This window comes from Aestuariimicrobium sp. p3-SID1156 (assembly GCF_025144225.1).
In the GTDB taxonomy this organism is placed as follows: Bacteria; Actinomycetota; Actinomycetes; order Propionibacteriales; family Propionibacteriaceae; genus Aestuariimicrobium.
Genome location: NZ_JALXXB010000001.1, coordinates 53489 through 66474, shown reverse-complemented (window position 1 = coordinate 66474; position 12986 = coordinate 53489). Strand labels below are relative to the sequence as shown.

At 67.0% G+C, this 12986-nt stretch carries 11 protein-coding genes and 1 pseudogene; 6 read left to right on the top strand and 6 right to left on the bottom strand.

What is annotated here, in order from left to right; translation table 11 throughout:
• The first annotated feature begins 24 nt into the window (after positions 1-24).
• Entirely contained in the window at positions 25-408 is a 384-nt protein-coding gene (gcvH, locus tag M3G03_RS00305; protein WP_259807243.1) for a glycine cleavage system protein GcvH, read from the top strand.
• A gap of 2 nt (positions 409-410) precedes the next feature.
• Entirely contained in the window at positions 411-3377 is a 2967-nt protein-coding gene (gene gcvP / locus M3G03_RS00300) for an aminomethyl-transferring glycine dehydrogenase (RefSeq protein WP_259807884.1), read from the top strand.
• A gap of 95 nt (positions 3378-3472) precedes the next feature.
• On the opposite strand, the gene M3G03_RS00295 is transcribed toward gcvP, so the two are convergent.
• A complete protein-coding gene (locus M3G03_RS00295; protein ID WP_259807242.1) occupies positions 3473-4189 on the bottom strand; it encodes a MerR family transcriptional regulator in 717 nt (238 codons plus the stop codon).
• Between the two features lie 87 nt (positions 4190-4276).
• On the opposite strand from M3G03_RS00295, the gene M3G03_RS00290 reads away from it, so the two are divergent.
• Entirely contained in the window at positions 4277-5578 is a 1302-nt protein-coding gene (locus M3G03_RS00290; RefSeq protein ID WP_259807241.1) for a nucleotide sugar dehydrogenase, read from the top strand.
• An 81-nt stretch (positions 5579-5659) separates the two neighbouring features.
• Here the strand turns inward: M3G03_RS00290 and M3G03_RS00285 are convergent, their stop codons facing one another.
• The gene (locus M3G03_RS00285; RefSeq protein ID WP_259807239.1) at positions 5660-6202 is read right to left on the bottom strand and encodes a GNAT family N-acetyltransferase; all 543 of its coding nucleotides are present in this window, start codon (positions 6200-6202) and stop codon (positions 5660-5662) included.
• A 127-nt stretch (positions 6203-6329) separates the two neighbouring features.
• On the opposite strand from M3G03_RS00285, the gene wecB reads away from it, so the two are divergent.
• Complete coding sequence (wecB, locus tag M3G03_RS00280) at positions 6330-7397, top strand: non-hydrolyzing UDP-N-acetylglucosamine 2-epimerase (protein ID WP_259807237.1); 1068 nt, start codon at positions 6330-6332, stop codon at positions 7395-7397.
• A complete protein-coding gene (locus tag M3G03_RS00275; RefSeq protein WP_396121837.1) occupies positions 7379-8503 on the top strand; it encodes a glycosyltransferase in 1125 nt (374 codons plus the stop codon). Before wecB ends, M3G03_RS00275 begins: the two co-directional genes overlap by 19 nt.
• 100 nt (positions 8504-8603) lie before the next feature.
• On the opposite strand, the gene M3G03_RS00270 is transcribed toward M3G03_RS00275, so the two are convergent.
• Entirely contained in the window at positions 8604-10013 is a 1410-nt protein-coding gene (locus M3G03_RS00270) for a sugar transferase (RefSeq protein WP_396121850.1), read from the bottom strand.
• A 217-nt stretch (positions 10014-10230) separates the two neighbouring features.
• Here M3G03_RS00270 and M3G03_RS00265 point away from each other — a divergent pair.
• Positions 10231-10722, top strand: a pseudogene (locus M3G03_RS00265) (class I SAM-dependent methyltransferase); the annotation flags it as partial.
• Between the two features lie 286 nt (positions 10723-11008).
• Here M3G03_RS00265 and M3G03_RS00260 read toward each other — a convergent pair.
• From M3G03_RS00260 to M3G03_RS00250, 3 genes are all read right to left on the bottom strand, one after another.
• On the bottom strand, positions 11009-11356 hold the full coding sequence (locus M3G03_RS00260) for a type II toxin-antitoxin system PemK/MazF family toxin (RefSeq protein ID WP_259807231.1): 348 nt from the start codon (positions 11354-11356) through the stop codon (positions 11009-11011).
• Complete coding sequence (locus M3G03_RS00255) at positions 11343-11582, bottom strand: ribbon-helix-helix domain-containing protein (protein ID WP_259807229.1); 240 nt, start codon at positions 11580-11582, stop codon at positions 11343-11345. The genes M3G03_RS00260 and M3G03_RS00255 overlap by 14 nt, the downstream gene beginning before the upstream one ends.
• Before the next feature lie 171 nt (positions 11583-11753).
• On the bottom strand, positions 11754-12929 hold the full coding sequence (locus tag M3G03_RS00250) for a glycosyltransferase family 4 protein (RefSeq protein ID WP_259807227.1): 1176 nt from the start codon (positions 12927-12929) through the stop codon (positions 11754-11756).
• Positions 12930-12986: the final 57 nt, after the last annotated feature.

Below are 12986 nucleotides of genomic sequence, written 5' to 3'. Positions count from 1 at the left end.
CCGATCACCATCGAGGAGAACACCATGACCACCCTGCCCGAGAACCTGTCCTACACCGAAGAGCACGAGTGGGTGAAGGTCGACGAGGCCAGCAACACCGCCCTGGTCGGCGTCACCGCCTTCGCCACCAAGCAGCTCGGCGACATCGTCCTGGTCGACCTCCCGGAGGTCGGCGACACCATCACCGCCGGTGAGCCGATGGGCGAGATCGAGTCCACCAAGTCGGTCTCCGAGCTCTACGCCCCCGTCACCGGCGAGGTCGTCGAGGTCAACCAGACCGTCATCGACACCCCCGAGACCCTCAACGAGGACGCCTACGAGGCCGGCTGGCTGCTCAAGGTCGCCGTCACCGAACTGCCCGACTCCCTGATGTCCGCCGAGAAGTACGGCGAACTCATCGGCGAGTGACGATGCACCAGCACGACGCTTTCGTCCGCCGCCACGTCGGCACCACCCCCGATGACCAGCAGCAGATGCTGGACCTGCTCGGCATCGGCTCCCTCGACGAGCTCGTCGAGAAGGCCGTGCCCGGCAGCATCCTGCTCAGCCCCGAGCTGGAGGACCTGCTCCCGAAGCCGGCGACCGAGAACGAGGCGCTGGCCGAGCTGCGCCAGCTCGCCTCGCGCATCACGGTTCGCCGTTCGCTGATCGGGCAGGGCTACTACGGGACCCACACCCCGCAGGTGATCCAGCGCAACATTCTGGAGAACCCGGCCTGGTACACCTCCTACACCCCCTACCAGCCCGAGATCTCCCAAGGACGTCTGGAGTCGCTGCTCAACTTCCAGACCATGGTCGGTGACCTGGTCGGCCTGCCGATCTCGAACTCCTCCATGCTCGATGAGGCGACCTCGGCCGCAGAAGGCATGTTGCTGGCGCGTCGGGCGTCCAAGAACAAGACTGCGCGCTTCCTGGTCGACGCGGATGTCTTCGAGGCCACCTTGTCCGTCATGAAGGGACGCGCGGAGGCCGTCGGTATCGACCTGGTCGTCGCCGACCTGTCCGACGCCGACACCCTGGCCGCTGAGGTCGAGGCCGGCGCCTTCGGTGCACTGGTCCAGTACCCGGCGGCCTCCGGACGTGTGCTGGACCCGACCCCGGTCATCGACGCCATCCACGGTGCCGGTGGGATCGCGGTCGTCTCGGCTGACCTGCTCGCCCTCACCCTGCTCACCCCACCCGGTGAGATGGGCGCGGACGTGGTCGTCGGTTCCAGCCAGCGCTTCGGCGTCCCGATGGGCTTCGGCGGCCCGCATGCCGGTTTCATGGCGGTCCGCTCCGGCCTCGAGCGCCAGATCCCCGGTCGTCTGGTCGGTGTCTCGCAGGACGCCGATGGCGAGCGCGCCCTGCGTCTTGCGCTGCAGACCCGTGAGCAGCACATCCGTCGCGAGAAGGCGACCAGCAATATCTGCACCGCGCAGGTGCTGCTGGCCGTGATGGCCTCGATGTACGCGGTCTACCACGGCCCGAAGGGCCTGAAGGAGATCGCCGAGCGCGTCGCCACCTTCACCGCCGACCTGGCCGCACGCCTGCGCGAGGCCGGCGTCGAGGTGGTCCGCGAGTCGGTCTTCGACACCCTCCAGCTGCGCCTCCCCGGCGCTGCCGAGAAAGTCTCCGACGACCTGCGCGAGGCCGGCTTCCTGGTGCACGTGGTCGACCAGGACCTGCTGCAGGTATCGCTCGACGAGACCATCACCGATGCCGAGCTGGACGCCATCGCCCGGCTGCTCGGCGCCGCTCCCCGCGGCGCGGAGGCCGCGGATCCGGAGCTGGTCGGCAAGGGCTGGGCCGAGAACCTCAGGCGCAGCTCGGAGTACCTGACCCACCCGGTCTTCTCCTCCTTCCACTCCGAGACCGCGATGATGCGTTACCTGCGCCGCCTCTCGGACCAGGACTACGCGCTGGACCGCGGCATGATCCCGCTGGGCTCCTGCACCATGAAGCTCAACGCGGCCGTCGAGATGAACGCGGTGACCTGGCCGGAGCTCTCGGCCCCGCACCCGTTCTCACCCGCCGAGGACGTCGAGGGCTACCTGGAGCTGATCGATCAGCTGGAGACCTGGCTGGCCGAGGTGACCGGCTACGACACCGTCTCTCTGCAGCCCAATGCGGGTAGCCAGGGCGAGTACGCCGGCCTGCTGGCGATCCGCGCCTACCACCTGTCGCGGGGCGATGAGCACCGCGACGTGTGCCTGGTGCCCTCCTCTGCACACGGCACCAATGCGGCCTCGGCCGTGCTGGCCGGCCTGCGCGTGGTCGTGGTGGCGTCCGATGAGAACGGCAATGTCGACCTCGAGGACCTCAGGGCCAAGATCGAGAAGCACGGGGAGCACCTCGCCGCGATCATGATCACCTACCCCTCCACCCACGGCGTCTACGAGTCCGAGGTGCGGACCGTGTGCCAGCTCGTCCACGACGCCGGTGGACAGGTCTACATCGACGGGGCGAACCTCAACGCCTTGGTCGGCGTGGCGCGTCCCGGGGAGTTCGGTGGGGATGTCTCGCACCTGAACCTGCACAAGACCTTCTGCATCCCGCACGGCGGCGGCGGTCCTGGTGTGGGTCCGGTGGCGGCCAAGGCGCACTTGGCTCCCTTCCTGCCCGGTCACCCCTTCGCCCAGCGCAGCACCCACCCGATGGGCGCTGCCGGGGCGGTCGAGCACGGCGGCGCGCCGGTCTCACAGGCTCCGTACGGTTCGCCCTCGATCCTGCCAATCCCGTGGGCCTACATCCGGATGATGGGCGCCGAGGGGCTCCGCCATGCGACCGCCTCGGCGGTGCTGGGGGCCAACTACATCGCGAAGCGACTGGAGGACAGCTACCCGATCCTCTACCGCGGCGAGAACGGCCTGGTGGCCCACGAGTGCATCCTCGACCTGCGCCCCTTCACCAAGAAGACCGGCATCACGGTCGACGATGTCGCCAAGCGCCTCATCGACTACGGCTTCCACGCCCCGACCATGTCGTTCCCCGTTGCCGGGACGCTGATGGTCGAGCCGACGGAGTCGGAGGACCTGATGGAGATCGACCGCTTCTGCGACGCGATGCTCGCCATCGCCCGCGAGGCCGAGAAGGTCGCCTCCGGTGAGTGGCCGGCCGACGACAACCCGCTGGTCAACGCCCCGCACACGGCCCAGTCGATCGTGAAGGGCGAGTGGACGCACCCCTACGACCGTGAAGTTGCGGTCTACCCGGGGGTCCAGGCGTCCTTCGGCCAGGGCGAGGACGGTGCCGAGGCTGCCCCGACCACCCACATGGACGCGGTGATGCGGGTGCGCGCCAAGTACTGGCCGCCGGTTCGTCGGGTGGACAACGCCTACGGTGACCGCAACCTGGTCTGCTCCTGCCCCTCCCCGGAGGCCTTCGGCGAACTCTGACCCGCCCGCTACTACGCGCCGTGGTTTTGCACTCGGACCAGCCTTGTCGCCGGTCCAAGTGTGTAACTACGGCGCGTAGTAGGTGATGGGGGTGGTCAGGCGATCGGGATGCAGACCTCGGTCACGTACTCCTCGGGGTTTTGGGTGCGGCCGGGGCCGACCAGGTAGCGGTTGAACATCTTCCCGTTGGGCACCAGACCGTTCTCGGCGATGTGCTCGGCGAGCGCGTCACAGGCCGGACCGATCCCATCGAAGGGCCCGTGCACGGTGGTGAGCACGACCTTCTGCTCGGGCAGCTCCTCGATCGCGAGCGGCTCAGACGCGGTCGCATTCAGCCCCACCGGCACCCACACCGAGAGGTCGACATCCCCCTCCTGGTAGCCGTCGTCGTGGAAGGTGGCGCCGCAGGGATCGGCGGTGGGACGCAGCCCCTGGCGTCCGACCTCAGTCATGATCTTCTGCCAGGCCAGGCCCTCGGCCGGGTAGTTGGGGATCACCGTGCGCAGGGATGCGACGCGAATGGCGGGCACGGTCGTGGTGGTGATGGTGGTCATGGTCTCCTCCTGGAGGGCTGATACGAGGTGGTCCAGTTCGGCGACGCGGCGGCGGGCTTCGGGGGCGTCGGCGAGGAGCTGGTCGCGCTGCACGGCCAGCGCGCGTCCGAGGGCTTCGGGATCGGCACGCAGCGGGAGCAGGGCGGCAATGGCCGAGACGGAGAACCCGACGTCCCGAAGCTGCCGGATGAACAGCGCATCGGGCACCTGGGCGGGGTCGTAGTAGCGGGACGGGCGTCCGGTGCAAAGTGGTGCCACGTGATGCGGAGTCGCTCGTGGGGGCCGGGCAGTCGAGGGCGGTAGGCTGAACCCAGCCCACTTGACGCTCGAAGGAGTCCTCGGACCATGAAGATTGCGGTTGTCGCACTTGGCAAGATCGGCCTGCCGCTGGCCGTCCAGTTCGCCGACAAGGGACATGAGGTCGTCGGCATTGACGTGCAGCAGTCCGTCGTGGACGCGGTGAACGCCGCCAAGGAGCCCTTCCCTGGTGAGGCCCACCTGCAGGAGAAGCTCTCCGAACTGGTCCCCGCCGGCAAGCTGCGCGCGACCACCGACTACTCCGAGGCCATCCCCGGTGTGGACGCCATCGTCATCGTGGTGCCCCTGTTCGTCAACGACGAGACCTGGCAGCCCGACTTCGGCTGGATGGAAGCCGCCACCAAGTCCTTCTCCGAGCACATCACCCCCGGCACCCTGGTCAGCTACGAGACCACGCTGCCGGTCGGCACCACCCGCAACCGCTGGAAGCCGATGATCGAGGAGATCTCCGGCCTGACCGAGGGCAGGGACTTCCACCTCATCTTCTCCCCCGAGCGCGTCCTGACCGGTCGCGTCTTCGAGGACCTGCGCAAGTACCCCAAGCTGGTCGGTGGCCTCTCCGAGGAGGGCACCCAGAAGGGCATCGAGTTCTACGAGCAGGTCCTGGACTTCGACGAGCGCCCCGACCTGGCCCCCCGCACCAATGGCGTGTGGGACATGGGTTCGGCGGAGGCGTCCGAGATGGCCAAGCTCGCCGAGACGACCTACCGTGACGTCAACATCGGCCTGGCCAACCAGTTCGCCAAGTTCGCCGAGAAGAACGGCATCGACGTCTTCAAGGTCATCGAGGCCTCGAACTCCCAGCCCTACAGCCACATCCACCTGCCCGGCATTGCCGTCGGTGGCCACTGCATCCCGGTCTACCCGCGCCTGTACCTCTACACCGACCCGGACGCCACCATCGTCCGCACCGCGCGTGAGGCCAACATGACCATGCCGGAGTACACCATCAGCAAGGTCGAGGAGGGGTTGGGCGACCTCACCGGCAAGAAGGTCGTCGTGCTCGGCGCCTCCTACCGCGGCAAGGTCAAGGAAACCGCCTTCTCCGGCGTCTTCCCGGCCGTCGCCGCGCTGATCGCCCGTGGCGCCGACACCTTCGTCCACGACCCGATGTTCACCGACGAGGAGCTGGAGAAGTTCGGCTTCCAGCCCTACCACCTCGGTGATTCTGCGGACGCCGCCGTGATCCAGGCCGACCACCCGGAGTACAAGGAACTGACCGCCGAGTCGATCCCCGGCCTCAAGGTCCTGGTCGACGGTCGCCACATCACGGACGCCGCCAACTGGCAGGGTGTCACCCGTTTCGTGGTCGGTGACGGTCAGGCCTGACTACAACTATCACCCCTGAATTGACAAGGGGCTCCGCCATCTGGCGGAGCCCCGGTGTGGCCGAGGAGCGCCTTGAACAGGCTAGGGCAGGTCGTCCCATCGCACGGGCGTAGTGACACCGGCCTCCCAGTCGCTGCGCAGCACGGCATAGCCGACGGAATCCAGCGCGAACCCTTCAGACACAGGCCACCCCTCTCGGTAGTGGGCCTCCTTGACCCAGCCTGCTGCGAGGAACGTCTTCCGCATGGCGATGTTGTCTTCCCGAGTGGTTCCCTCGAAGCGGTGCACCGTGGGCATCGTGGAGAACACGTGCCGGGTCGCCTCGTTCAGGGCGTGAACCCCATACCCGTGTCCGCGAGCCGATTCGGCCAACCGAAGATCGAACAGGGGTGAGCTCGTGAGGTCTTCGAAGCGGATGATGCCGATGGTGCCGGCCTCGGAGTGGTCGACCCAGTAGGTGTCGTTGTCCTCGTTTCGGTAGGCGCCATTATCGACCGCCATGGCCACCTCGTTCATGGTTCGACGTGAGCCACCGTGGAAGGGCCAGGTGTTCGAGACGAGGAAGTCGATCAGTGCAGAACGATCAGCGCCTGTCGGATCAAGACGCGTCAGGGTAATGGGCATGCGGTGACAGTAGTGGAGTACTCGCAGCTGACACATCCGCTTTCGGCACCGTTTGGCCGGGGACGAGGGCTCCCAGAACAGGAGCCACTAGAGTGATCCACGTCCGCGTCGGCCACCAGGAGGATACGTGCGCGTCGTCAGCATCGTCGGGGCCCGCCCCCAGTTCGTGAAGCTCGCCCCCGTGGCCAAGGCCTTCGAGAAGGCCGGGATCGAGCACAAGATCATCCACACCGGCCAGCACTACGACGTGAACATGTCGGACGCATTCTTCGTCGACCTGGGCATCCCTTCTCCTGACGTCCACCTGGGCGTGGGGGGCGGGACGCACGGCGTCATGACCGGTCGCATGCTCGAGCAGCTCGACCCCGTCCTGGAAGAGATGGCGCCCGACTGGGTGCTGGTCTACGGCGATACCAACTCGACCATCGCCGGCACCCTCTCGGCGGTCAAGCAGCACCTGAAGGTGGCCCACCTCGAGGCCGGCCTGCGCTCCTTCAACCGGCGCATGCCTGAGGAGCACAACCGGGTGATGACCGACCACGCCGCCGACCTCTGCCTGGCCCCCACCCAGCTGGCCATGCAGCACCTTGCCGACGAGGGCCTGGCCGAGCGTTCGGTGCTGGTGGGCGACGTCATGACTGACGTCTGCCTGCAGGTGCGCGACGCCGTGGTGGCCAATCCGCGCCCGGTCCCCGGCATCCCGGCCGATTCCGACTACGTGCTGGCCACCATCCACCGCGCCGACAACACCGATGACCCGGCCCGCCTCAACGCCATCCTGGACGCCCTCGGCGCCCTCGACGTCGATGTCTACCTGCCCGTCCACCCCCGCGTGAAGGCCCGCGCCGAGTCCCAGGGCATCCAGATCGAGCGCGGACGCCTCCACGTCATCGAGCCGCTCGCCTACCCCGACATGGTCAACGCCGTCACCCACGCGAAGGGCGTCGTCACCGACTCCGGTGGCCTGCAGAAGGAGGCCTTCCTGCTCGGCACCGTCTGCACCACCGTCCGCACCGAGACCGAGTGGACCGAGACCATCGCCAACGGCTGGAACATCCTCGACCCCGAGCTGACCCAGATCGCCACCTCGGCCACCCGCCCCGCCCCGGCCGAGGACCCCACCGCCCCCTACGGCGATGGCCACGCCGCCGACAATGTGGCGCGCGTCCTGCTCGAATGGGACGCCCGGGCCTGATGCCCAGGGTCGTCCACCTGTCCACGGTCCACCACGACTGGGACAACCGCATCATCAACAAGGAGTGTCGTGCCCTGGCCCAGGCCGGGATCGACACCCACCTGGTGATCTCCGCGCCGGAGGACCGCACCACCCACGGCGTCCACGTCCACGCCATCCGCAAGCGGGGACGCCTCGGGCGGCTCGTCGGTTCCCAGCGTGAGGCCTGGCGGAAGCTGCGTGAACTCAACCCTGACCTGCTGCACATCCACGATCCGGAGCTGATCCCGCTGGCGATCTGGTGGGGCAGGCTGCACCGGCGTCCGGTCATCTATGACGCCCATGAGGACCTGGTCAAGCAGCTGCAGACCAAGCCGTGGGTCCGCGGACGCAAGGGCCAGGTGGTCCGGGGCGTTGCCCGCTGGCTGCTGCTGCTCGCCGACCAGGGCTGCGATGCCATCGTCGCGGCCACCACGCCCATCGCCGGAACCTTCCGCCGCCACCGCATCGGACGCGGCGACCGCCCCGTCGTCGTGGTGCAGAACCTGCCCTGGGCTGGTGACTTCCCCGACGCCGACGTGGTGTCCAACGGCCCGGTCGCGGTCTACACCGGCGACCTGTCCGAAGAGCGTGGCTTCACCACCATGGTGGACGCCACCAGCCGGGTGCCCGGGGCGTCCCTGCTGCTCGCCGGTCGTGCGCTGGGAACAGTGGGCACCGACGAGCGACTCACCGCGTCCGAGGTGGTGGACTACCGCGGGCTGGTGCAGCCCTCGCAACTGGCCGAGATCATTGGACAGGCGCGGGTTGGGCTGGTCTGCCTGAAGCGGCTGCCCAACTACGAGAACTCGCTGCCGACGAAGGTCTTCGAGTACATGGCCTCCGGCGTGCCCTTCCTGGCCACGGACTTCCCGGCATGGCAGGAGCTGTTCGGCGGCTATGACGCCGGTGTCTTCGTGAACACCGACGACCCGGCGGCGGTCGCGTCCGCACTGAGTGAGTTGATCAACGACCCCGGACGCTGCGCCGAACTGGGCGCCAACGGCCGCCGCGCCGTCCAGGAGCGCTTCGGTTTCGAGAACGAGGCCGCCAAGCTGGTCAACCTCGTTCGCACCCTCACGGCGTGACCCCACCCCGCTACTACGCGCCGTAATTTCACACCTGAACCGCCGACGTCGCTGGTCCGAGTGCAAAACCACGGCGCGTAGTAGGCGGGGGGGGGGGCAATCAGTGCAGGATCTTGGTGTCAGCCGGCAGCACGACCTCGCCGCCCGCCTGCTCGTCCTCAAGCCCCTGCGAGGAGACCTTGTCGAACAGGATCTTCACGGTCTGCAGCATGATCTTCAGGTCCAGGATCGGGCTGTAGCGCTTGATGTAGAGCAGGTCGAAGTTCAGCTTGCTCTCGAAGTCGCTGGCGTACTTGCCGTAGACCTGCGCATACCCGGTCACACCGGCGCGCACATTGTGGCGCAGCGGGTAGTGCGGGTTGATCTCGGTGAACCGCTCCACGAAGAAGGGACGCTCCGGGCGGGGGCCGACCAGCGACATGTCACCCCGCAGCACGTTGATCAGCTGGGGCAGCTCGTCGATGCGCAGCGAGCGCAGGTACTTGCCGACCTTGGTCACGCGGGCGTCATTGGACGTCGCCAGCATCGGTCCGGATTTGGCCTCCGCATTGGCGGCCATGGAGCGGAACTTGAGGATCTCGAACTCCCGGCCGTCCTTGGTGATGCGGATCTGCTTGTAGAACACCGGACCGGGGCTGGTCGCCTTCACCAGGATCGCGGTGATGAGCAGGATCGGGGAGATCAGGACCACGCCCACCAGCGAGATCAGGAAGTCGACCGCCCGCTTGAGGACGTCGTACTCGGCGGGGATCTTGAACGGGCTGACCAGCATGATCGACTCGTCCTCGATGCTCATGATGTTGGGGTTGATCGTGAGCAGCCGCTGGAAGTCCGCGGTCATGAAGATCTGCTTGTCCTTGTCGAGCAGGTAGTCATAGATCGTCCGGCGTGTGTTGACGTCGATCTTGTCCGAGACGTGGACCGAGTCGAACTCGTCCAGGTGTGCCCTGACGTTGTCGAGGTAGTTGCCGTCGACCACGTGGGTCAGCTTGTGGCGTGGGGAACGGCTGGATGCGAAGTTCCGCACGGCCTTGGACTCGTGGTTGGGGATGGTCAGCACCATCACCCGGTTGTTGCCCCGGACGCGACGATAGACCGCGTAGACAATCCAGCGCCACAGCGTGAGCACGAGCGTCCCGAGGACGAAGTTGATCACCAGGCCCATGCGGGGGAAGGCGATCCAGGAGCCCGCGAAGGTGGCCGCACCGATCCACAGGCTGACCAGCACCATGTCGATCAGGGTGATGATCGCGACATCCAGCGGGGTCTTGTTGTAGAGCACATAGATGCCGCTGAACACGCTGATCACGATGAATCCGACCACCGCGTAGGCCAGCGTCGAGGTCACCGCCTCCAGGTTGCGCCCGGGGATGCCCTTCTCCCAGCCGAACAGGGGGCTGAACCGCAGCCAGATGGACGCCATCAGCGTGCCGGCGAAGATCACTGCATCGGCGATCACCATCAGCAGCTTCTCGGCCTTGGCGAAGTTGTCCTTGCGGGCCACGGACATCCCTTCTGGGTTCGGGGCGTGCGCAACCGGCAGGCGCGTCACGAATCGCCCGTCAGTCTAGTGCGTGGGACCGTTCAGCCCACAGACCCGGCCGCCGCGCGGGCGGCGGTGCGCCCGGAGAACAGGCATCCGCCGAGGAAGCTGCCTTCCAGCGCAGCGTGACGATCAACGGGGAATGGGTGCTCGACTGGCCTCGCTGACGGCCTAGCCTGTGGGCATGCCTCCACTCTCGCGTCCCTCACCGACCGGCCTCTTCGGACCCGTCGTACGCGGGCTGGATGCGTTCAACACCCGCCACCCGTGGAGCCACAACGACCACTTCCACGACTGGATCCTGTCCCGGCTGCCGGTCTGCCGTGGGCGGGCGGTTGATGTGGGATGCGGTCAGGGGCTGCTGGTCTCGCGTCTTGCGCCCCACTTCGACTCGGTCGTCGGAACAGACCTCGACCCGAGGATGCGGGCGGAGGCGTCCCAGCGGGTGGCCGGGCTGTCGCACGTGATCATCTCGGATGCCCAGCTGGACGACCTGGAACCGGGTCTTGACCTGGTGACGATGGTGGCAGTGCTCCACCACCTGGACGTCGAGTCGGCCCTCGCGCGGGTGCGCGAACTGCTGGCGCCGGGGGGGAAGCTGCTAGTCGTCGGGCTCGCGCGTCGCGAGTCGACGGTTGACGTTGCGTGGGACGTGTGGTGCTCGGTCACGAATCCGCTGATCGGGCTGGTCAAGCACCCGGGCGTCGCTCGTGGGGCGGAGCAGGAGGATCCGTTCCCGGTGCGCGACCCGGAGGTGACGCTCGCTGAGTTACGAGAGCTACTTGGACGGGTGATGCCGGGCGCGCAGTTGCGGCGACGAATCGGCTTCCGGCACACGATCGAGTGGACGAAACCCAGCCAGTCGGTCCCCGGCAGGAGACTGACCTCGCAAACCACCCGGAAAGTGTCAGCCCTACCTGCCATTGCGGGTAGGGCTGACAAAGTTGGGTACATGTGCAGGGCTAGAGGCCGAGGTGGAGCCGAAGTGCGGCGTCCACCTGCGTCATCAGGTGCAGGGGCACCATGCCCAGCCGTCGTCGGAGGCGCTCCGTGGCGACCGAGCGAACCTGTTCACACTGCGCCTTGGCGTCGAGCGTGAGGCGCGTGTCTGTTGCCGGCAGTTCCACCTGGAAACGGTAGACGCGACGCAGGCTGCTGGTGATCGGCACCACCGTCACGACTCCACGACCACGTCTGGCTGCACTGGCATTGACGTCGTCATTGCTCACGATGATGCACGGGCGGGACTTGTTCGCCTCATGCCCGACGGCGGGCTCCAGGTCGCACAGCCAGATCTCACCGCGCAGCATCGGTGAGGCCATCGGCAACGGCGGAATCCCACAGAGCCGAGTCCTCGGACTGCTCCCATTCGTCCCAGGCTGCCGCGTACTCCTCGCGAAGTCCGGGATCGCCCAGTGAGCGGATCAGTTTCTGGATCGCAGCCGATCTGGACCCCAGGCTGGCGGCGCCGACATACTGGTCGAGCACCCTCACGTCTTCCTCCGAGAGGCTGATGCTCAGCTTCATCTGACTCATGCCACCAGAATACTACCGCGTTCCTACTGCGGGGTGGGGCCGTGCCGATGGGGTCTTGGCAACCCAGCTCCTCGCAAACCTACCCACGTTTGTCAGCCCTACCCGCAATGGCAGGTAGGGCTGACAAAGATGGGTGGGTTTGCCGGATCAAGGCCAGGGGACGCCCGCAGTTCAGCGCTTGACGGCCTTGTCCAGCGCCTCCTGGAGCTTGTCCGCACTCGCCTGCAGGCTGAACCGATTGGTCATCAGCTCCCGTGCTCGCTGGTGCCAGCGATCGCGGGTGGCCTGGTCGGCGTCCCTGACCCGCTTGATGCCCTCGACCAGCTCGGTCGGCTCGACCACGGCACCGACCTCGTCATCCGAGATCACGGCCTTCAGCGGCTCCTTCGCATTCGAGACCACCATCAGGCCCGAGGCCAGGTAGTCGTACAGCTTGTTGGGGCTCATTCCCTTGTCAAAGACCGATTGCGGGCTGACGGTGTGCAGGCCGGCGTCGCAGGCCTTGAGCAGGCGGACCATCTTGTCCTTCGGGACCTGGTCGTGGAAGCGGACGTTGGTCAGGCGGCGCTTCTCGACCTCCTCCTGGGCCCACGCCTTGCGCGCGCCGGAACCGATGAGCAGGAAGTTCACATCGGGCAGCTGCTGGGCGGCGTCCACGATGAGGTCGAGGCCGACGTAGTTCGAGTGCGAGCCACTGAACACGGCGGTGAACCCGGAGATGCCGTTCTCGGCGCGCAGCTCCTCCTTGGTCTCGGGCAGGTCGAACTCGGCCAGGTCGGCGCCATTGGGCACCACGTTGAGCTTGGAGGTGTCGATGCCGAGGGAACGGAAGTGGTCCTCCCAGCCAGCCGTGACGGTGATGATCTGGGCGGCGTTCTGGTACAGGGTCTTCTCGAGGAACTTCAGCACCTTGTGGACGCTGCTGCCCTCTTTGAGCGAGCCACCGGTGACCAGCGACTCCGGCCACAGGTCACGAACCTCCAGCACGAACGGCTTGCGGGTGACCTTCGCCAGCGCCAGGCCGGCAACGGGGGCGAGCAGCTGTGGCGAGGAGGCGAAGACCACGTCGAAACGCTTGAACAGCCCCACACCGAAGGCCTCGGCCGCGAAGACTGCCCAGCCGATCATGCGCTTGGGCCCGTTGCCGCTGTAGGCGGGGATCGGAACGAGTGAGAACCGCTTGTCCACCGAGCTCATCACCTCGCCGGTGAGGTGGTGGCGCTTGCTGGAGATGATGGAGAAGCTCCAGTCCTTGAGCCGGCTGAACATGTCGAAGTTGCGCGTGATGCCGCCGTACTCGCGGGGGAATGCGTACTGGTTGATCACGAGGGCGTACTTCTGGCTCATCAGGTCTCCTCGGCCGTGGGCAGGTCATTGTCAGGCTATCGCAGTGCCACTGGGCGA